Raw genomic sequence first — 18,244 nt, forward strand, 5'->3', positions numbered from 1 at the left:
TGCCGCGAGCCGCTCACCGATCGTGGTGGGCGGCTCGTGCGCTCTCGGGCGATGTTCTCTCGGGCGGAGCCTCGGGCGAGGTTTCAGCCTCGGGTCGTGTCACCGTCTCTGTGAGGGGATTCGGTGACGGCGACCCGTGAACCGGCCGAACTCCTGCCCGTCGCCCGGGTGCTGCCGATGCTGCCGCTCGCGCACCTGGACCGCGAGTTCGACTACCTGGTCCCGCGTGAGTTCGACGAGCAGGCCCAGCCGGGCGTCCGGGTCCGGGTCCGGTTCGCGGGACGACTCGTCGACGGCTTCCTCGTCGAGCGCATCGCGGTCAGTGACCATCCCGGCAAGCTCGGCTGGCTGGACCGGGTGGTCTCCGCCGAGCGGGTGTTGACACCCGAGGTCGCCGCGCTGGTCGACGCCGTCGCGGCCCGCTACGCCGGCACCAGGGCGGACGTGTTGCGGTTGGCGATCCCGCCCCGGCACGCGCGGGTCGAGGCAGAACAGATTCCCGAGGCCCCGCCCGAGGCGGTATCGCTGCCCGAGGCTTCGCCCGAGGCGGTATCGCTGCCCGAGGCTTCGCCCGAGAAGGAACCACCGCCCGCTCCGTCGCCCGGCCCAGTGGGTGTGAACGGACCGTTCAGGTCTACCGAGAGCCTGAACGGTCAGTTCACGCCGGACCAGGTGGCGGAGGTGGAGGTGGCGGCGTGGGCCGCGTACCAGCACGGCGCGGGGTTCGTCGCGGCGGTGGCCGACGGACGCGGACCGCGGGCGGTCTGGCAGGCGTTGCCGGGCGACGACTGGCCGCGGCGGCTCGCCGAACTTGCCGCGGTAGTGGCTCGGCGCGGACAGTCCGCTGTTCTCGTGGTGCCGGACCAGAAGGATCTCGACCGGGTCGCGGCGGCCTGCGTGGACGTCGCCGGGGACGACCTGGTCGTCCCGCTGGCCGCGGGCCTTGGCCCCGCGATGCGCTACCGCCGCTGGCTCGCGGCGCTGCGCGGTACCGCGCGGATCGTGGTCGGCACCCGCAGCGCGGTCTTCGCGCCGGTGCCGGACCTCGGGCTGGTCGCGGTCTGGGACGACGGCGACGACAGTCACGCCGAGCCCCGTGCCCCGTACCCGCACACCCGGGAGGTCGCGTTGCTGCGCGGGCACGGGACGGGGTGCGCGGTGGTGCTCGGCGGCCACGCGCGGACCGCGGAGGCGCAGGCACTGGTGGATTCCGGCTGGGCCCACGATCTCGTCGCGGCCCGGCCTCAGGTGCGGGCGCGGGCCCCGCAGGTCACCGCGCTCGCCGACAGTGACCAGGCGTTGGCGCGGGACCCGGGTGCGCGGGCCGCCCGACTGCCCGCGGTGGCGTTCGCGGCGGCTCGGGAGGCGTTGTCCGCGGGTGCGGGCGTCCTGGTGCAGGTCCCGCGGCGCGGGTACGTGCCGTCGCTGGCCTGCGGCAAGTGCCGGACGCCCGCTCGGTGCCGTCGCTGCAACGGGCCGCTGTCGCTGCCGTCGGCGGTCGGGCCGGACGGGGCGGGCACCCCGACCTGTCGCTGGTGCGGGGTCGCCGACGCGGCGCACCGCTGCCACGCGTGCGGTGCCCGGTCGTTGCGGGCGGTGCTGGTCGGCGCGGGCCGCACCGCGGAGGAACTCGGTCGAGCCTTCCCGGGTGTCCCGGTGCACACTTCTGGTGGCGACGCCGTGATCACTACTGTGAAATCCGGTGCAGCCCTGGTTGTTTCGACGGTCGGGGCCGAACCGGTGATGCCCGGCGGGTACGGGGCCGCGTTGCTGCTCGACGGCTGGGCCCTGCTCGGCCGGGCGGACCTGCGGGCGGAGGAGGAGACTCTGCGACGCTGGATGACGGCCGGCTCGCTGGTGCGGCCTGCGAGCGAGGGTGGTCGCGTTGTGGTGGTCGCGGACTCGGGACTGCCGACGGTCCAGGCGCTGGTGCGGTGGGATCCGGTCGGCGCCGCGCAGTCGCAGCTGGCGGAACGGGCGGAGGTCCGGTTTCCGCCCGCGGTGCACCTCGCGGCGGTCGACGGCACGCATGCGGCGATCGAGGACCTCCTCGCAGCGGCGAAACTCCCCGACGAGGTGGAGTTGCTCGGTCCGGTGCCGTTGCCGCCGGGGGCCCGACTGCCCTTCGCGGGCGACGGTCCGGAGCCCGCGGAGGTCGAGCGCATGCTCCTGCGGGCGCCGCGCGGGGCGGGCGGCGCGCTGGCGGCGGCGCTGGCGCAGGCGCAGGCTGTGCGCGGGGCCCGCCGGGAGCAGGGGTCGGTGCGGGTGCAGATGGACCCCGTCCGGATCGGCTGAAACCGTGGTGTGATCGAGTCGACCCTTGCAGTCGAGCTATTGCCGATATATCGTCGAATACGTAATCGACTGAACGGTGGCGCGGTCCGAGGATCGCGTCGGCCGACCGAGAAGGAGCACGACATGGAGAACATGCAACGACACAACGGGCGCGGACGGCGCCACCCCGGACACGTGGGCCGGGACCGTCGCGCCGACGGATTCGGTGCGGACTTCGGCTTCGGGCCGGACGCCGGCTTCGGGCCGGGACGGCGCGGGGCGCAACACGGCGGCGAGCGGCGCGGCGGCTTCGGCGGCGGACGCCACGACCACCGGGGTGGACCCGGCGGCGAGCACTTCGGCCGGGGTCGCGGGCGAGGCGGCCGGGGCAGGCGCGGAGACGTGCGGGCGGCGGTCTTGCTGCTGCTGGCGGAGTCGCCGATGCACGGCTACGAGCTGATCCAGCGGATCGCGGAACGCAGTGACGGACTGTGGAAGCCGAGCCCCGGCTCGGTCTACCCGGCGCTGGCCCAGCTCGAGGACGAGGGTCTGGTGCTGATCGAGAAGGTCGCCGGCCGCAAGACCGCCCGACTGACCGAGTCCGGCGTGACCTTCGTCGAGGAGAACAAGGGCGAACTCGGCGACCCCTGGGGTGAGGTGCGGGCCGGGGTCGGGCGCGAGGCGCGGGATCTGCGCGAGCTCGTCGGAGCACTGACCGGGGCCGTCCGGCAGGTCGCATCGGTGGGCACACCCGATCAGGCGCGGGCGGCGGGCGAGGTCCTCGTCGAGGCGCGGCGCGCGCTCTACCGCATCCTGGCCGACGAGCCGACCACGGTGGAGAGCCCGGACGAGAGCGATCCCGAGACCTCGCGTTGACCTGAACCCGGGGCAGCCCGTGCCGAGATCGTGACCGTGTCCGCGGTGGGCATCGACACAGCATCGGGCCATGATGGGCCTAGCGACTCGGCATCCTCAGGACGGGGGAGGACACGATGAGGCGAACGACGATGGCGTGCGCCGCAGCGTTGGCCGCGGCTCTCGGTGGCGGCTCGCCTGCGCTCGCAGCCGCGGTGCCGCCCGCGGTCGGGATCATGTCTGTCTCCGAGGTGCCGACGACCAGCGGCCCGCCGCAGCTCACCCACCTCGATGCCGCGAACTACTCCGACACCCATCCCGGCAGCGCACCCGCCGGCACCAACGACTTCTCCTGCCGCCCCACGTCCACGCACCCGTATCCGGTGATCCTCGCCCACGGTAGCGACGCCAGCGCCTACTCGGACTGGTCGGAGATCGCGCCCCGGTTGAAGGACCGTGGAATCTGCGTCTTCGCACTGAACTACGGCGGCAAGGCCGGCGGCCGCTCCTTCGGGACCGAGGACATGTATCTCAGCGCCGGGCAGGTCGCCGACTTCACCCACCGCGTGCTGGCCGCGACGGGAGCCGCGAAGGTCGACCTGGTCGGCTACTCGCAGGGCGCGACCGTCACCCGCTACTTCGTCAACCGGCTCGGCGGGTCCGCGGTCGTCGACCAGTGGGTCGGTCTGGCCTCACCCAGCTACGGCGGGGTGTTCTACGGGTTGGTGCCGCTGGTGGAATCGGTGCCGGGCGCCAAGGATGCGGTCGGGTTGGTCACCACTACCGCCGTCGCCCAGCAGATGCAGGGCTCGGACTTCCTGAACGGGCTGAACGCCGGCACGGACACCGTTCCCGGCGTGGGATACACCACAATCGGAACCCGGTTCGACGAGATGATCCAGCCGTTCTCGAATGTGTCGCTGCACGGTCCGGGCGCCGAGAACATCCTGATTCAGGACCGCTGCCCGCAGGACCAGACCGGGCACATGAACATGGTGTACGACCCGTTCACGGTGTCCCTCGTGGTTGCCGCACTCGACCCGTCTGCGCCGGTCGCGCCGTGCCAATCGGTGCCGCTGGGAACGGGAATGGCGGGAATGGTGGGGCGCTGACCCGGAATCAGCGCCGACCCGGAATGCAGGCTGACCCGGAAAACAGTTCGACACCGAATTCGCCCGACGCGACAGACGTCGGGCGAATTCGGTGTCGAAAGGGTGAGGCGGGGACTACTCGGCCAGCTTGGCGAACGCCTGAGCCCAGAGGAAGAACTTGTTGGTACCGAGGTCGCCGACGGTCTTGATGTTGAATGCCGCTGCCAGCTTCTCCGCGTCGCCGTCGCTCACGCCCTGCAGGGCCGTGACCGGGGCCTTGGCGATGTCCTCGATCGACTTGCCCTCCCAGGCCTTGATCAACTTGTTGTCAGTAGCGGCCATGTCAACCTCCATGTGAGTGCGCGACAATTCCAAGGGCCGGCGGACGCAATTCGACTTCCCGCGCACCGCCGGACCGAACAACACTGACAGTCAATACCGCTCGCGCCCGGTTGGGCACTATTACACGCGCCGTGTTCGCAAACATTTCGCGAATTGGTCGGTTGGTACATCTCGAATCCGGCCAATCGGTCACCGTGAGGCCGTGGCGGGCGCGGCGCCGCCTCGGACCGGTGTGGTTCGAACCGTTTCCCGGCTTCCCTAGACTGTTGCTACACCGGACCCGCTGCAACAGTGGGCGCACACACGTACACATTCGACAAGCCGGAGCAGCCTCGTGAGTATTCAGCCCGTCCGCCTGTTCGGCGATCCCGTCCTGCGGACACGCGCGGACGAGGTCGTCGACTTCGACCGGGAGTTGCACCAGCTGGTCGAGGACCTGACCGACACCATGCACGACCGCGGCGGCGCGGGCATCGCGGCACCGCAGATCGGCGTCGGCCTGCGGGTGTTCACCTACAACTGCGGCGGGCTGTCGGGGCACCTGGTGAACCCGACTTACGAGGTCCTCGGGTCGGGGGAGCAGGTCGGACCGGAGGGCTGCCTGTCGATCCCCGGGGTGCGCGCCGACTGCAGGCGCGCACTGACGGTGCGGGCCAAGGGCGTCACGATGCACGGCGAGCCGGTCAGCTTCGAGTGCGAGGGCATCATGGCGCGCTGCGTCCAGCACGAGACCGACCACCTCGACGGCGTCCTCTTCCTCGCGCGCCTCGAACCCGCCGACCGTAAGGACGCGATGCGGGTGATCCGGGAGTCGGACTGGTTCCGTGCGGGCATCACCGTCTCGACCGAGGCCGCGGCGCCGGCGGGGGGACGCTGACATGCGGATCGTCTTCGCCGGCACCCCGGAGCCCGCGGTCCCTTCGTTGGCCCGGTTGCTCGCCTCGTCGCGGCACGAGGTGGTGGCTGTGATCACCCGACCCGACGCGATCGCGGGCCGCGGACGGAAGGTGACCCGGTCGCCGGTCGGGCTGCTGGCCGACGAACACGGCATCGAGGTGCTCACCCCGGCGCGGGCATCCGATCCCGAGTTCCTCGCCCGGCTCACCGAACTCGCCCCCGACTGCGCTCCCGTGGTCGCGTATGGTGCGCTGCTGCCGCGACCGGTGCTCGACGTCCCGAAGCACGGTTGGGTGAACCTGCACTTCTCGCTGCTGCCGGCCTGGCGCGGCGCGGCGCCCGTGCAGGCGTCGATCGCGGCCGGCGACGACATGACCGGAGCCAGCGCGTTCCTGCTCGAGGAGGGTCTGGACACCGGGCCCGTCTTCGGTGTCATGACCGAGCGGATCCGCCCCGAGGACACCGCGGGCGAGCTGCTCGGCCGGCTCGCGGAAAGCGGTGCGGTGCTGCTGGATTCGGTGCTCGACGGCATCGAGGACGGAACGCTCCGGCCGATTCCGCAGCCCGAGGAGGGCGTCTCGCACGCGCCGAAGGTGACGGTGGAGTCCGCGCGGATCCGGTGGGACGGTCCGGCGCTCGCGGTGGACCGGCAGATCCGCGCCGTCACGCCGGCGCCCGGCGCGTGGACGCAGGTGGGGGAGCTCCGGCTCAAGGTCGGTCCGGTCACCCCGGTCGAGGCGGCACTGCTCGACGAATCGCTCGAACCCGGCCAGTTCCTGGTCCGCAAGGACGGCTGCTACGTCGGGACCGCGACGACCGCGGTCCGGCTGAGTCAGGTTCAGCCACAAGGCAAGAAGGCCATGGCGGCCGCCGACTGGGCGCGCGGAGCGCGCCTCGACCCCGAGGTGCGTGCACAGTGACCGAATCCCGCAGACCTTCCCGTGGAAACCGGGCGAATCCGTCGAAGAGCGGCGACGGCGGGGCCGGCAAGGCCAGGGCCGGCAAGGGCGGCCCGAACACCCGGCCGCGTCAGCCCCGCCGGCCGGACGACGCGGGAGTCGACCAGCCGCGGCTCGCGGCACGCGACGTGCTGCGCGCGGTCCGCGAACGCGACGCCTACGCGAACCTGGTACTCCCCGGCCTGCTCCGGGACCGGAAGATGGACGGCCGCGACGCCGCCCTCGCCACCGAACTTGCCTACGGCGCGAGCCGGGCCCGCGGACTGCTCGACGCCGTCATCGCGGCCGGCGCGGGCCGGTCGGTCGACGAGATCGACGGCCCGCTGCTCGACGTGCTGCGCCTGGGTGCCTACCAGCTGTTGCGCACCCGGATCGCCCCGCATGCGGCGGTCGCGACGTCGGTGGACCTGGTGCGTGGCGAATTCGGCGGCGGCAAGGCGGGATTCGTCAACGCGGTGCTGCGGCGGGTCGCCGAGAAGTCCGAGGACCAGTGGGTGGCCGAGCTCGCGCCGGACGCTGCGTCGGACCCGGTGGGGCATCTGGCGTTCGAGTACGCGCATCCGGTGTGGATCGCGCAGGCCTTCGCCGACGCGCTCGGTGCGGACGCGGCGGAGCTGGAAGCGGTGCTCGCCGCGGACGACGCCCGCCCGGTGGTGCACCTGGTGGCGCGGCCGGGGGAGATCTCGGCGGAGGAGCTGGCGCTGGTCACCGGCGGCGAGGTGGGACCGTACTCGCCGTACGCGGTGCATCTCGACGGCGGCGACCCGGGACAGCTCGACGCCGTGCGCGAGGGACTCGCCGGTGTCCAGGACGAGGGCAGCCAGCTCGTGGCGCGGGCGTTGACCCTGGCGCCGGTGGTCGGTGACGACGGTGGGCGCTGGCTCGACCTGTGTGCGGGCCCCGGCGGCAAGGCCGCGCTGCTCGGGGCGCTCGCCGACATCGAGGGTGCGCGGGTGGACGCGGTCGAGCCCGCCGAGCACCGCGCCGACCTGGTCCGCAAGACCACTCGCGGGCTGCCGGTGGACGTCCATGTCGCCGACGGCCGCGAGCCGGGACTCGCACCGGGGTACGACCGGGTGCTCGTGGACGCGCCGTGCACCGGTCTCGGCGCGCTGCGCCGGCGGCCCGAGGCGCGCTGGCGCCGCCAGCCCTCCGACGTCGCGGCGCTGGTGAAGCTCCAGCGCGAACTGCTCGCCTCGGCGATCTCGCTGGTCCGTCCCGGCGGGGTGGTGCTCTACTCGACCTGCTCGCCGCACCTGTCGGAGACGGTTGCGGTGGTCGCGGACGCCGTCCGCCGGCACGGGGTGGTCCCGCTGGACACCCGCGAGCTCGTTCCGGGCGTGCCCGACCTCGGCGAGGGCCCGGGGGTGCAGCTGTGGCCGCATCGGCACGGCACCGACGCGATGTTCATGGCTGCGCTGCGCAAGCCGGAGTAGCCATGACCGCGTTCCAGAGGTCGGTGGCCCGCGCCAACTGCCTGGCCAATCGTCTGGTCGTTCCGGCGCTCGGCGTGCCGCTCGTCGGCCGGACGCTGGGTCGCGGGATCGTGATGATCGGCTATACCGGACGCCGTTCGGGAACCCGCGTCGAACTGCCGGTCGCGTACCGGCGGCGGGGTGACCACGTGCTGATCCGCGTCGCGGTGCCGGACGGGAAGTCGTGGTGGCGCAACTTCACCGGCGCCGGCGGGCCGCTCGAGGTGCACTTGCCGGGCGGCACGAGAATCGGGCACGCCGTGAGCGGACGGGACGACGCCGGGGCAGTGACGGTGGTGGTCGCACTCGATCCGGTCGCTCCGGTGTGATCAGTCGTGGTGCGCGACGACGTTGACGACGGTCCCGTCCGGGGCCCGCACGAAGAACCGCCGCACACCCCACGATTCGGTGGTCAGCGGGTGCACGACCGCGTAGCCTGCCCGGACCGCCGCGTCATGGGCGGCGTCGACGTCGTCGACGTGCACGGAGATCGCCGAGTCCTCCGGCGCTGTGGCGTCGTGGGTGACGAGCTGAACGTGGGCGCCGGTCTCAGGAGAGGTGTAGCGGGCCACCCAGCCGAGGTTGAACTCCTCGGCGCTCAGGCCGAGGAAGTCGGTGTAGAAGACCTTGGCGGCGTCGATGTCGGCGACCGGCAGGTTGGTGGTGATTCTGGTGACGCGCATGCGGTTCTCCTGTCCGAAAGGGGTGAGGTCGATCATCGGACGGACTTCTCCGCATGTCGACCCGGAGTGATTCTGCGGCCTCGGTACCGGCCGGTTCCATGCCGATCGAATCAAGGCTGCTGTCGATCGTGTGGAGGGCAGTGGATTCGGTTGGTGGGCGGTCTGGTTGAATTCGCTGCGCGTAACGGGCATTGGTCGCATCCCCGACAGTGATCGCTGCCGGGGCCCGGTCGCCTACTGCGGTGCATTCGGTCATCGCGACGGAACTGCCCGCGACCGGGACCGGCGAACGCGGGTCAGGTTCGCCATGTCGACATCGGTGTGGCGACTGTGGCCCTTCCTGCGTCGTTCCGTCATGCCGCAATCCGGGACATTCCCAATCCCCGTGAAGCGGTGACGATCATCAACCGCGTCGCGCACGACGCGCGCCTCGCCGCGCACGACGCGCGCCTCGCCGCGCACGCCCTGGCGAACACGCGCCATCACCTGACCGGATCGTCGCAGCCCAGCGCGCCAACCCTCGAGAACGCCAGCGCAGGCGACCCGATGGAGCAGCTGGCGAAACTGGGGCAGCTCCGCGACGCAGGTGTGCTCACCGACGACGAGTTCGCAGCGAAGAAGGTCGAAATCCTCGCTCGCATGTGACGGACGGTCGAACGACCTGCGCCGCAGTCACTTTCACGACTCACCTCGAGCTTGCCGTCGGTCCGCTGCGTGAGATGTTGGCCATCCGCACCTCCCGACCAGACCCTCGACAAGCAGTCGGGCGCGCTCGACATCCGCCGCCTGCGCAGCAGTCGCTCCTCGTCGGCCGCCAGCCACGGCTTCACCCCGAACTCGGCTGCTGTGGGGATTCCGGGCGGTGCCGGTGGTGCTGGCAGTCTCCACCCCGATCGGGCCGTTGCTCGAACGTCGATAGGCTGCCCGGTATGCGTGGTGAGTACAAGGTACCCGGTGGCAAGCTCGTGGTAGTCGACGTCGAGGTCGAGGACGGTCGCCTGGCGCAGGTGTCGTTGTCGGGGGACTTCTTCCTCGAGCCGGACGAGGCACTCGACGACATCGTCGAGGCGGTGACCGACATGCCCGTTACCGCCGACGCCGCGCAGTTCGGTCAGGCCATCACCCGGGCACTCGGCGCCGAGGCGTCGATGATCGGTTTCACCCCCGAATCGGTCGGCATCGCGATCCGGCGTGCCCTCGGCCACGCGACGAGCTGGCACGACCACACCTTCGACGTGATCGCACCGGTGGTGCTCGACCCGGCGATGCACGTCGCACTCGACGAGGTGATCACCCGTGAGGTCGCCGCAGGCACCCGCCGCCCGACATTGCGGTTCTGGGACTGGGCTTCGCCACTGGTGGTGCTCGGCTCCTTCCAGTCGGTGCGCAACGAGGTGGATGAGGCGGCCGCCGCGCGGCACGGCATTGGTATCGTGCGGCGCATCTCCGGCGGCGGCGCGATGTTCATGGAACCGGGTAACTGCATCACCTACTCGCTGTCGGTGCCCACCTCGCTGGTCGACGGCCTGAGCTTCGAGCGCTCCTACGAGTTCCTGGATCAGTGGGTGATGGGCGCGCTCGCCGACGTCGGCATCAAGGCCCGCTACGTCCCGCTCAACGACATCGCCTCCGAACACGGCAAGATCGCCGGCGCCGCGCAGAAGCGGTTCGTCGCGGGCGCGGTGTTGCACCACGTGACCATGGCCTACGACATCGACGCCGACAAGATGACCGAGGTGCTGCGCATCGGCCGGGAGAAGATCTCCGACAAGGGCATCACCAGTTCCGGCAAGCGGGTCGACCCGATGTCGGCGCAGACCGGCATGGCCCGCGCCGACATCATCGCCGCCTTCGTCGCGCACTTCCGCGACCGCTACGACACCCGTGAATCCACCTACACCGACGCCGAACTGGCCGCCGCGCGGGAACTGGTCGAGGCCAAGTTCACCAACCCCGAATGGACGTACCGGGTGCCGTGACCGGTCAGCCCGTCCCAAGCTCGACCGCCTTCACGACCAGCAGGATTGCCCCGACGACGAGGTAGCCGCGCAGGGCGAGCATGCCGAGTTTGGTCCCCGACGACGAGACGGGTTCGAGTAACGACGGCCGGTCGTGCTACCGCGCAACCACGCCGGACGGCGCCGGCCGTGTACCAGGTTCCTGGGTTGGCATCCGGTTCGGCGGCACCGGGTACGGGGCGCCCTTGCCGAGGGTTCCCGTCGCCATGTTGGGTCCGCACTGCAGGACGGCGTTCCGCGTTCCCGCCGCCGGGTCGGACAGCGCCGGTTTGCCCGTGTCGGGTGGCGCGGCGAAGTTGAATGCCGACGTCATGTCCCCGACCGTTGAACGGCGCCACGGCGTGAGGTTCGGCACCGGCGCACCGAATCGTTTCTCCAGCAAACGCAGCTGGGAGGTGTGGTCGAACACCTCCGACGCGATCAGGCCGCCGCGGCTGTACGGCGAGACAACCAGGGCCGGCACGCGGTACCCGAGTCCGATCGGCCCGGCAACACCCTTCGCGGAGGACACCGAACTCAACGGAACGGTGAGGAACTCGCCGGGCGTGCCCGGCGGCGGGGTGGGCGGAGTGACGTGATCGAAGAAGCCGCCGTGCTCGTCGTACGAGATGATCAACGCGGTCTTGGCCCACACGTCGGGATTCGACGTGAGGATATCGAGTAGTTCGATGAAGCCTGCGGCGCCGAATGCCGGCGGCAGAGCAGGATGCTCGCAGTTGAGAAGGTTCGGAATGACCCAGGACACCGCCGGTAGCGTTCCGTTGGCGACGTCGCTGCGGAAATCATGGGGGTAGGTCGGATCGATTCCCTTGCGGGCCAGGGCGGAGTTGGGGTCTCGGGCCTGCTTGAAGCAGCCCATCATGCCGTCGAGAGCGACCGAGGAGACCGGACCGAAGTCCTTGTTGTTGTAAATCTTCCAGCTCACCCCCGCCTCTTCGAGGCTCTCCGGATACGTCTTCCAGGAGTACTGGAACTTCGGGATCAACGTCGGCGTCTCCACCAACGGCCCGCCCGCCAGTCCGTCGGGGTCGATGGTTCCGCTCATCCAGTACAGCCGGTTGGGGTCGGTCGGGCCGAGCACGGAGCAGTGGTAGTTGTCGCACAGGGTGAAGGCATCAGCGAGCTGGTAGTGGATCGGGATGTCTTCCCGGGTGTAGTAACCCATCGCGGCTGGGCCGTTGCCGACGCCGACCGAGGCAATGGACATGGGCATCCACTTGTCGTTGGCTCCGTTGTTCCACGCCTCGTGCGTGCCGGCCCACGAGTGGTCCGGATCGTTGATGCACTCACCGTCCAACGACGCACCCCGGGTCGTGTCCAACCGGAACGGGTTGATGAATCCCGTCGGGTCCACACCACGTTCGGGCGAGTAGCCGAACTGCTTCCACGCCGCGGACGGATCGTCGAATCCGCGTCCGCCCGAGAGTGTTCCGAAGTAGTGATCGTAAGAGCGATTCTCCTGCATCAACAGCACGAAGTGCTCGATGTCGTTGAGAGAGCCGTGGCCGATGTCGGACATGGTGTGTGCCCTGGCGATGATGGGACTCGCCCAGGAGTTGAGCATCGCCACCGAACCGACTGCGGTCGCCTTCGCGAGAAACTCCCGGCGAGACAGTCCCGCGAACGGGTTTCCATGCACCATATGGCGATGATTTCACCCGCAGTCACGACCCGCAAGCGGAGCCTCCGACGTAGCGAAGTTGGTGTGCCACAACGGGGTCGAAGAACGTGCCAGGTTGTGGGGCGATTGTCCGCTATGCCGTTTCGGTGGTCGTAGCTCAGGAGCCGAAACGACTGCGGGCGAGCCACTGCGACGGTTCCCGCTGAACCGGTCGTCCGTGGCTCGCCCGACGCTCGTCACCCGTCGGGTCAGCCCATCCCCAGCTCGACCGCCTTCACGACCAGCAGGATCGCCCCGACGACGAGGTAGCCGCGCAGGGCGAGCATGCCGAGTTTGGTCCCCGACGACCACGAGACGGGTTCGAGCAGGGCGAGCGGCGGCATCCGCCACTGCGACTTGTCGACCCCGTCGAACTCGACGGCCGGCGCCGGTGCGGCTGCACCCCGAAGCCGCTCGAGCACCTTCACTCCGAGCATCGCGGCGCAGGCCACGACGGTCATCGCGACCGCCAGGTCGATCGACACGCTCCGTACGTCGAGGTCGGGGAACAGGGTGGTGGCCATCAGGATTCCCGAGAGCAGCAGGAGGATCCCGACGATGAGACCGGCCACGATGTTGAGCCAGCGGCGGTTGGCCCAGGGCCCGAGCACCTGCCGGTCGTTGCACAGCAACAGCAGGAACACCGTGGCGCTGGGCAGCAGCAGTCCGGCGAGCGCCTGGACCGCGGTGGTGATCAACCCGAGCGGCGCCCCCGGGATCAGCGTGATGCCTGCGGCGAGGGCGATCATCGCGCTGTAGGAGAGGTAGAACTGCTTGGCGTCCTTGAACCCGCGGTGCAGCGAGTGCTTGACACCGAAGACGTCGCCGAACGCGTAGCTCGTCGACAGCGTGACGGCCGCCGCGCCGACGATCGACGCGTCGAGCAGCACGATCGCGAAGATCGACCCGAGCGTGCTGCTGCTCATGCCGAGCAGGTGTGCGACCTCACCCGCGTCGACGAAGTCACCGATGGTTCCGGTCGACCGCGCGGCGTAGTCGGCGGTCATCATCAGCGCGGCCGCGCCGATCACCACGACCACAGCACCGAGCACGGTGTCGGCCCGTTCGTAGCGGATGAAGCGCGGCGTGATCCGCTTGTCGATGATGTTCGACTGCTGGAAGAACAGCTGCCACGGCGCCACCGTGGTGCCGACGATCGCGATGATCAGCAGCACCGCGTCCGAGCTCACCCCGCCCTTGATCCCGGGGATCACGAAGTCGCGGGCGGCCTGACCCCAGTCCGGGTGGGAGAGCAGCAGCATCGGGATCTGTACGACGCTGATCGCGATGAAGACGAACATCGCCCGTTCCCACCGGCGGAAGCTGCCCGACGCCATGATCGCGATCAGGGCGACCGCCGCGGTCGGCACCACGATGTACCGCGAGATGCCGAAGTAGCTTGCCACCAAGGAGATTCCGATGAACTCGGTGACGATCGTGAGAAAGTTCAGGGCGAACAGGTCGCCCACGCTGAACCAGCCCCAGCCGCGACCGAAGCGCTCGTTGATCAGCCGCGCGTGGCCGACGCCGGTGACCGCCCCCAGGCGCACCACCATCTCCTGGTTGACGACCAGCACCGGGATCAGCAGCAGCAGTACCCACAGCAGGGAGTAGCCGTAGTTCTGGCCTGCCTGCGCATAGGTGGCCACGCCGCCGGCGTCGTTGTCGCCGACCATCACGATCAGGCCGGGACCGACGATCGCGGCCATCGTGAGCAGTCGGGTCTTGAGCGTGCGGCCGGTGTCGGGGTCGGTGACACTGATCCGGCCGAACGCGCCTTCGATGTCGCCGAGATGCGCGCTGTCGAGCACGGCGGTCCGGCGAGCCTCGGTTCGGGTGGGTTGTTCCGGTGCGGTGACGACGATCTGGTGCTCAGTCACGACGATCACCGCGCTCGCGTCCGGTCGCGGCGCCGGCCGCGGGTTCGGTGACGGGTCGTGGTGCGGGTTCGCGTCGCCGCCAGTCCTCGGGGATGGTCGCCTCGAGTACGTCGTCGACCGTCACCACGCCCAGGACCCGGTCGCTGTCGTCGACCACGGGAATGGTCGCCAGGTTGTAGTCGGCCATCAGCAGGGCGACATCGGTCAGGTCGGCGTCGGCCGACACCCGGACGGGGTCGGAGTCCATGAGTTCGGCGACGGGGACGGCCGGATCGGCCTGCAGGAGGCGGATCACCGAGACGACACCGACCAGTTGCCCCGTCCCGGTCACCACGTGCACCTTCAGCAATGCCTCGGACTGCATCGACTTTGCGCCGGCGATCACCGAAAGTCCTTGGGCGGCACTGTCGGTGACGCCGCACGACGCGACGTCCACGGTCATCAGACCGCCCGCGCTCGAGGGGTTGAACCCCATCAGCGTGACGACCTTGGTGCGCTGACCGGGGGGCATGAGCTCGAGCACCCGCCGGCGGCGGGACTGGCGGAGGTCCGCGACGGCGTCGGCCGCGTCGTCGGCCTGCATGCGGCCGAGCACGCCCGCCACCTCGGCGTCGGTCATCTCTTCGAGCAGCTTGGTGGCCTTGTCGGGGTCGAGCTCCTCGAAGACGTCGGCCTCGAGTTCGGGGTGGGTGTGGACGCGGTCGAGGATCTCGCCACCCTCACGCTTGGTGGCGTCCTCGAGCAGGTCGGCGATCTGGGCGGGCTTGAGCGTGCTCAGTCGTTCGCCCTCCTGCCGCACCTCGACCGACTGGTTGTGACCGATCAGCGGCTCGAACGCCTTCCAGTCGCGACTCGCCTGTCCGCCTTGGCTCTTGATCAGGCCGAACAGTCGGGCGGGTCGGCGGGTGTCGAGGCGGGCGAGCACCCAGCCTGCGCCGGAGTCCTCGATCTCGATGTCGTAGGCCTGGACCAGTTCGGCCGCCGGAACGTCGATGAGGCGGTGGTCGAGGAGGTCGGCGCCGAGCAGGACCTCACCCTCGCGCCGGGCGAATCCGCGCAGGTCCACCTTGTTCCTGGACAGGTTCACCAGGTCGGGGGTGAGGTCGCTGACCTGGTCGGTCGACAGGTACACCCGGCGTCCTCCCATGTCGACGACCAGGCCGGTGACGAGTGGATAGGCGTCGACGCCGCGGAGACGGACGACGACGTCGTCGACGCGACCGACGGTCTCGCCGGACAGGGCGACCACCGGCAGCCGGCGCAGGCGGGAAAAGTAGACAACCCGGGTACTGCCCGGCGGTGACGTCGACTCGTTCGAATCGAATGTGTTCATGGGAGGCTCTCTGGCTCGATCGGCGCCGCGACTCGGCGGCGCCGCGCGGCACGCCGCGGCCGGTCGAACCCGGGAACGGGTGCGGGGGGACGCGAGCGATCAGGCGGTGCGGTTGTGGCCGCGGAAGTGGAACGCGGATGGGTTCGGATCAGGATGCGGACTGTCGCCGGTACTCACGTCGTTCCTCACCTCCTCGCGGTCGGGACGCACGGGGGCGTCGTTCGTCGCACAGCGTCGTCACACGCAGGGGAGGGGCCCAGGCGAGCACGCCTGAGCGGGCACCCCTCTCGTCAGAGCTTCGGCACTGCACGGCGTATCCGCTGACCGTCCGGTCGCGAAAGCCACTTGGGCTCAACCCTTAATCCGGGAGGAGCTGTCCTGACCCGGGGCGTCTCTCGACGTTCGGGGTCAGTGGCCTGTGTCCGTGCAGACGCCTCGCCTAGCGAGGTGCTTGCAGGGGCAAGAGTGGACCCGGTATTCGACGATGTCAACCAAAAGCTTGGTAAACGCCAAGTGTTGCGATGAAAGATGTTCTGCACGTGGGTGATTCATTCACTCCGGGCCGGTGTCCTCGCCTGGTGTGAGATCCGGATCACGAGCGCAACCATTATGTAGTTGGCGAGTAGCGACGACCCGCCGTAGGACATGAACGGCGTCGTGATGCCGGTGAGGGGGATCAGCTTGGTGACGCCCCCGACCACCACGAACACCTGCCATCCGATCGAGAAGGACAGACCGGCCGCGAGCAGCTTGCCGAACGGGTCACCGACCGCGAGCGCGGCCTTGAACCCACGAAATGTGATGACCAGGAACAAGATCACCACGACGGTCAGTCCGATCAGACCGAGCTCCTCGCCGATCGTCGCAATGATGAAGTCGGTCTTCGCGAACGGGACGATCTGCGGTCGTCCGGCGCCGAGGCCGGTCCCGAACAGGCCTCCGGTGCCGAGGCCGAACAGGGACTGGGAGATCTGGTAGCCGGTGTCGTAGTACGTGGCGAACGGGTCCCTCCAGGTCTGCACCCGCACCCGAACGTGGCCGAACAGTTGGTAGGCGATCACGCAGCCGACCGCGAACACCGCCAGACCGATCAGCAGCCAGCTGACCCGGTTCGTCGCGATGTACACCATCGCCAGCACAGTTCCGAAGATCAGCAGCGAGAAGCCGAGGTTCTTCTCTACCACCAGCACGACCACCGCCAGGCCCGCGACCACGAGCAGCGGTCCGATGTCGCGAGGCCGGGGGAAGGTCATGCCGAGGAACCGGGTGCCTGAACTGGTGAACAGTTCGCGGTTCGCCACCAGATACGCCGCGACGAACACCAGCAGCGCGACCTTGGCGAACTCGCCCGGTTGCACGGAGAATCCGTGGAACATGATCCAGCTCTTGCCCCCGTTGACCTCGCTGAACCGGGCGGGCAGTACGGCGGGAATCAGTAGCAGCACCAGCCCGGCCAGGCCGGTGGTGTAGCTGTAGCGAGCGAGGACGCGATGATCGCGCAGCAGAGCCAGGACGCCGGCGAACAGCAGCACCCCGATCGCGGTCCAGATCATCTGGTTCGCGGCGTCCGCTGTCGGAGCGGGCATTCCGTGTGACCTCGCGTCGGTCGCCTCGGCGGCGTCCAGGCCGGAGATCAGGACGAGCCCGAGGCCGTTCAGCAGGGCGACGCAGGGCAGGATCAGCGGATCGGCCTCGGCGGCGAACCGCCGGACCGCCAGGTGGGCGACCAGGAACAGTGCGGCCAGTCCGGCCGCGTACCGCAGGATCGTGCCGTCGAGGGCGACGCCCTGGCCGGCGTCGGTGAGTAGCCACCCCGCAACGGTCACTGCCATCGCGAACCCGAGCAGAATCAGTTCCGTGCGCCGGGCGTGATCGTCACCGGGCCCTGCCGCGCGGTTCGTGCGGCCGCCCGGGCGCCGCGTCGGGATCGCCATGGCGGCAATTATCGACATGTCCTTCGGTGGTTGCGCGCGGGGGTGACCTGCAGGAACCCGATCCGGGACGATTCGGGCACGGCGGAGCGGCCCGAGAGGGCGGCGGCGCAGCGCACACAGTCGTCGACGGTGAAACGCACCCACTAAACTCGGCGTCTGTGGCTCACCCGATGATCGCTCCGTCCATCCTGTCCGCCGATTTCGCCCGACTCGCCGACGAGGCCGCCGCCGTGGCCGGCTCCGACTGGCTGCATGTCGACGTGATGGACGCGCATTTCGTGCCGAACCTCACCCTCGGCCTTCCGGTCGTGCAGTCGTTGCTCAAGGCGACCGACATTCCGCTCGACTGCCACCTGATGATCGACAACCCCGGCCGCTGGGCGCCGCCGTACGCCGAGGCCGGTGCGCACAACGTCACCTTCCACGCGGAGGCCACCGACGATCCGATCGCCGTCGCCCGCGACATCCGGGCGGCCGGGGCCAAGGCGGGCCTGTCCGTCAAGCCGGGCACCCCGATCGAGCCGTACCTCGAGATCCTCAAGGAGTTCGACACCCTCCTGGTGATGAGCGTCGAACCCGGCTTCGGCGGGCAGTCGTTCATGCCGGAGGTACTGAGCAAGGCCGCCGCCGTCCGCAAGCTGGTGGACTCGGGTGAGCTGACCCTGCTGGTGGAGATCGACGGCGGCATCAACGTAGACACAGTCGAGGCCGCCGCCGAGGCCGGCGTCGACTGCTTCGTCGCCGGGTCCGCGGTGTACGGCGCGGCGGATCCCGCCGCCGCGGTCCGCGGCCTGCGCGCCCAGGCGGCCGCCGCGTCCCCGCACCTGACGATCGTCCAGTAGT

The 18,244-nt window shown here is 69.9% G+C and carries 16 protein-coding genes and 1 riboswitch; of the genes, 10 read left to right on the forward strand and 6 right to left on the reverse strand.

What is annotated here, in order from left to right; translation table 11 throughout:
* The first annotated feature begins 123 nt into the window (after window positions 1-123).
* The 3 genes from FK531_RS18090 to FK531_RS18100 all read left to right on the forward strand — a co-directional run bounded on the left by FK531_RS18090 (window position 124) and on the right by FK531_RS18100 (window position 4,241).
* A complete protein-coding gene (locus FK531_RS18090) occupies window positions 124-2,295 on the forward strand; it encodes a primosomal protein N' (protein WP_435531063.1) in 2,172 nt (723 codons plus the stop codon).
* Between the two features lie 123 nt (window positions 2,296-2,418).
* Entirely contained in the window at window positions 2,419-3,150 is a 732-nt protein-coding gene (locus FK531_RS18095; protein WP_142101786.1) for a PadR family transcriptional regulator, read from the forward strand.
* 131 nt (window positions 3,151-3,281) lie between these two features.
* Entirely contained in the window at window positions 3,282-4,241 is a 960-nt protein-coding gene (locus FK531_RS18100; RefSeq protein ID WP_142101992.1) for an esterase/lipase family protein, read from the forward strand.
* A gap of 114 nt (window positions 4,242-4,355) precedes the next feature.
* Here FK531_RS18100 and FK531_RS18105 read toward each other — a convergent pair whose 3' ends face one another.
* Window positions 4,356-4,562: a hypothetical protein gene (locus FK531_RS18105; RefSeq protein WP_142101788.1), complete on the reverse strand. Its 207-nt coding sequence runs from the start codon at window positions 4,560-4,562 to the stop codon at window positions 4,356-4,358.
* A gap of 334 nt (window positions 4,563-4,896) precedes the next feature.
* On the opposite strand from FK531_RS18105, the gene def reads away from it, so the two are divergent.
* The 4 genes from def to FK531_RS18125 are packed head-to-tail and all read left to right on the forward strand — an operon-like array spanning window position 4,897 to window position 8,222.
* A complete protein-coding gene (def, locus tag FK531_RS18110) occupies window positions 4,897-5,439 on the forward strand; it encodes a peptide deformylase (protein WP_142101791.1) in 543 nt (180 codons plus the stop codon).
* Window position 5,440: 1 nt separating this feature from the next.
* Entirely contained in the window at window positions 5,441-6,379 is a 939-nt protein-coding gene (fmt, locus tag FK531_RS18115; protein WP_142101792.1) for a methionyl-tRNA formyltransferase, read from the forward strand.
* Complete coding sequence (locus tag FK531_RS18120; protein ID WP_142101794.1) at window positions 6,376-7,854, forward strand: RsmB/NOP family class I SAM-dependent RNA methyltransferase; 1,479 nt, start codon at window positions 6,376-6,378, stop codon at window positions 7,852-7,854. Before fmt ends, FK531_RS18120 begins: the two co-directional genes overlap by 4 nt.
* Before the next feature lie 2 nt (window positions 7,855-7,856).
* Window positions 7,857-8,222 (forward strand): hypothetical protein, encoded by a 366-nt coding sequence (locus tag FK531_RS18125; protein ID WP_142101796.1) that lies wholly within the window; start codon window positions 7,857-7,859, stop codon window positions 8,220-8,222.
* Here FK531_RS18125 and FK531_RS18130 read toward each other — a convergent pair whose 3' ends face one another.
* The gene (locus FK531_RS18130) at window positions 8,223-8,576 is read right to left on the reverse strand and encodes a VOC family protein (protein ID WP_142101798.1); all 354 of its coding nucleotides are present in this window, start codon (window positions 8,574-8,576) and stop codon (window positions 8,223-8,225) included.
* A 393-nt stretch (window positions 8,577-8,969) separates the two neighbouring features.
* On the opposite strand from FK531_RS18130, the gene FK531_RS22780 reads away from it, so the two are divergent.
* Both FK531_RS22780 and lplAB read left to right on the forward strand, forming a co-directional pair.
* Window positions 8,970-9,221, forward strand: a complete 252-nt coding sequence (locus FK531_RS22780; protein WP_246098246.1) for an SHOCT domain-containing protein — start codon at window positions 8,970-8,972, stop codon at window positions 9,219-9,221.
* A 284-nt stretch (window positions 9,222-9,505) separates the two neighbouring features.
* Window positions 9,506-10,555, forward strand: coding sequence for a lipoate-protein ligase LplAB (gene lplAB, locus FK531_RS18140; RefSeq protein ID WP_142101800.1), 1,050 nt, complete (start codon window positions 9,506-9,508; stop codon window positions 10,553-10,555).
* 136 nt (window positions 10,556-10,691) lie between these two features.
* Here lplAB and FK531_RS18145 read toward each other — a convergent pair whose 3' ends face one another.
* The 4 genes from FK531_RS18145 to FK531_RS18160 all read right to left on the reverse strand — a co-directional run bounded on the left by FK531_RS18145 (window position 10,692) and on the right by FK531_RS18160 (window position 17,419).
* Window positions 10,692-12,236, reverse strand: a complete 1,545-nt coding sequence (locus FK531_RS18145) for an alkaline phosphatase family protein (protein ID WP_142101802.1) — start codon at window positions 12,234-12,236, stop codon at window positions 10,692-10,694.
* Window positions 12,237-12,463: 227 nt separating this feature from the next.
* On the reverse strand, window positions 12,464-14,119 hold the full coding sequence (locus FK531_RS18150) for an NRAMP family divalent metal transporter (protein ID WP_435531068.1): 1,656 nt from the start codon (window positions 14,117-14,119) through the stop codon (window positions 12,464-12,466).
* Window positions 14,120-14,126: 7 nt separating this feature from the next.
* Window positions 14,127-15,467 (reverse strand): magnesium transporter MgtE N-terminal domain-containing protein, encoded by a 1,341-nt coding sequence (locus FK531_RS18155; RefSeq protein WP_142101804.1) that lies wholly within the window; start codon window positions 15,465-15,467, stop codon window positions 14,127-14,129.
* Window positions 15,468-15,742: 275 nt separating this feature from the next.
* Window positions 15,743-15,921: riboswitch (M-box (ykoK) riboswitch) on the reverse strand.
* A gap of 94 nt (window positions 15,922-16,015) precedes the next feature.
* The gene (locus FK531_RS18160) at window positions 16,016-17,419 is read right to left on the reverse strand and encodes an FtsW/RodA/SpoVE family cell cycle protein (RefSeq protein ID WP_435531064.1); all 1,404 of its coding nucleotides are present in this window, start codon (window positions 17,417-17,419) and stop codon (window positions 16,016-16,018) included.
* Between the two features lie 140 nt (window positions 17,420-17,559).
* On the opposite strand from FK531_RS18160, the gene rpe reads away from it, so the two are divergent.
* Window positions 17,560-18,243 (forward strand): ribulose-phosphate 3-epimerase, encoded by a 684-nt coding sequence (gene rpe, locus FK531_RS18165; RefSeq protein ID WP_142101808.1) that lies wholly within the window; start codon window positions 17,560-17,562, stop codon window positions 18,241-18,243.
* The last annotated feature ends 1 nt before the right edge of the window (window position 18,244 follow it).

This window comes from Rhodococcus spelaei, assembly GCF_006704125.1.
Taxonomy (GTDB): domain Bacteria; phylum Actinomycetota; class Actinomycetes; order Mycobacteriales; family Mycobacteriaceae; genus Rhodococcus_G; species Rhodococcus_G spelaei.

Excerpts from the sequence above, each read along its gene's own strand:
- FK531_RS18095 (WP_142101786.1), top strand. The coding sequence starts at position 2,419 with ATGGAGAACATGCAACGACACAACGGGCGCGGACGGCGCCACCCCGGA.
- FK531_RS18100 (WP_142101992.1), top strand. The coding sequence starts at position 3,282 with ATGGCGTGCGCCGCAGCGTTGGCCGCGGCTCTCGGTGGCGGCTCGCCT.
- FK531_RS18105 (WP_142101788.1), bottom strand. The coding sequence starts at position 4,562 with ATGGCCGCTACTGACAACAAGTTGATCAAGGCCTGGGAGGGCAAGTCG.
- fmt (WP_142101792.1), top strand. The coding sequence starts at position 5,441 with ATGCGGATCGTCTTCGCCGGCACCCCGGAGCCCGCGGTCCCTTCGTTG.
- FK531_RS18125 (WP_142101796.1), top strand. The coding sequence starts at position 7,857 with ATGACCGCGTTCCAGAGGTCGGTGGCCCGCGCCAACTGCCTGGCCAAT.
- FK531_RS18130 (WP_142101798.1), bottom strand. The coding sequence starts at position 8,576 with ATGCGCGTCACCAGAATCACCACCAACCTGCCGGTCGCCGACATCGAC.
- lplAB (WP_142101800.1), top strand. The coding sequence starts at position 9,506 with ATGCGTGGTGAGTACAAGGTACCCGGTGGCAAGCTCGTGGTAGTCGAC.
- FK531_RS18145 (WP_142101802.1), bottom strand. The coding sequence starts at position 12,236 with ATGGTGCATGGAAACCCGTTCGCGGGACTGTCTCGCCGGGAGTTTCTC.
- FK531_RS18155 (WP_142101804.1), bottom strand. The coding sequence starts at position 15,467 with ATGAACACATTCGATTCGAACGAGTCGACGTCACCGCCGGGCAGTACC.
- FK531_RS18160 (WP_435531064.1), bottom strand. The coding sequence starts at position 17,419 with ATGTCGATAATTGCCGCCATGGCGATCCCGACGCGGCGCCCGGGCGGC.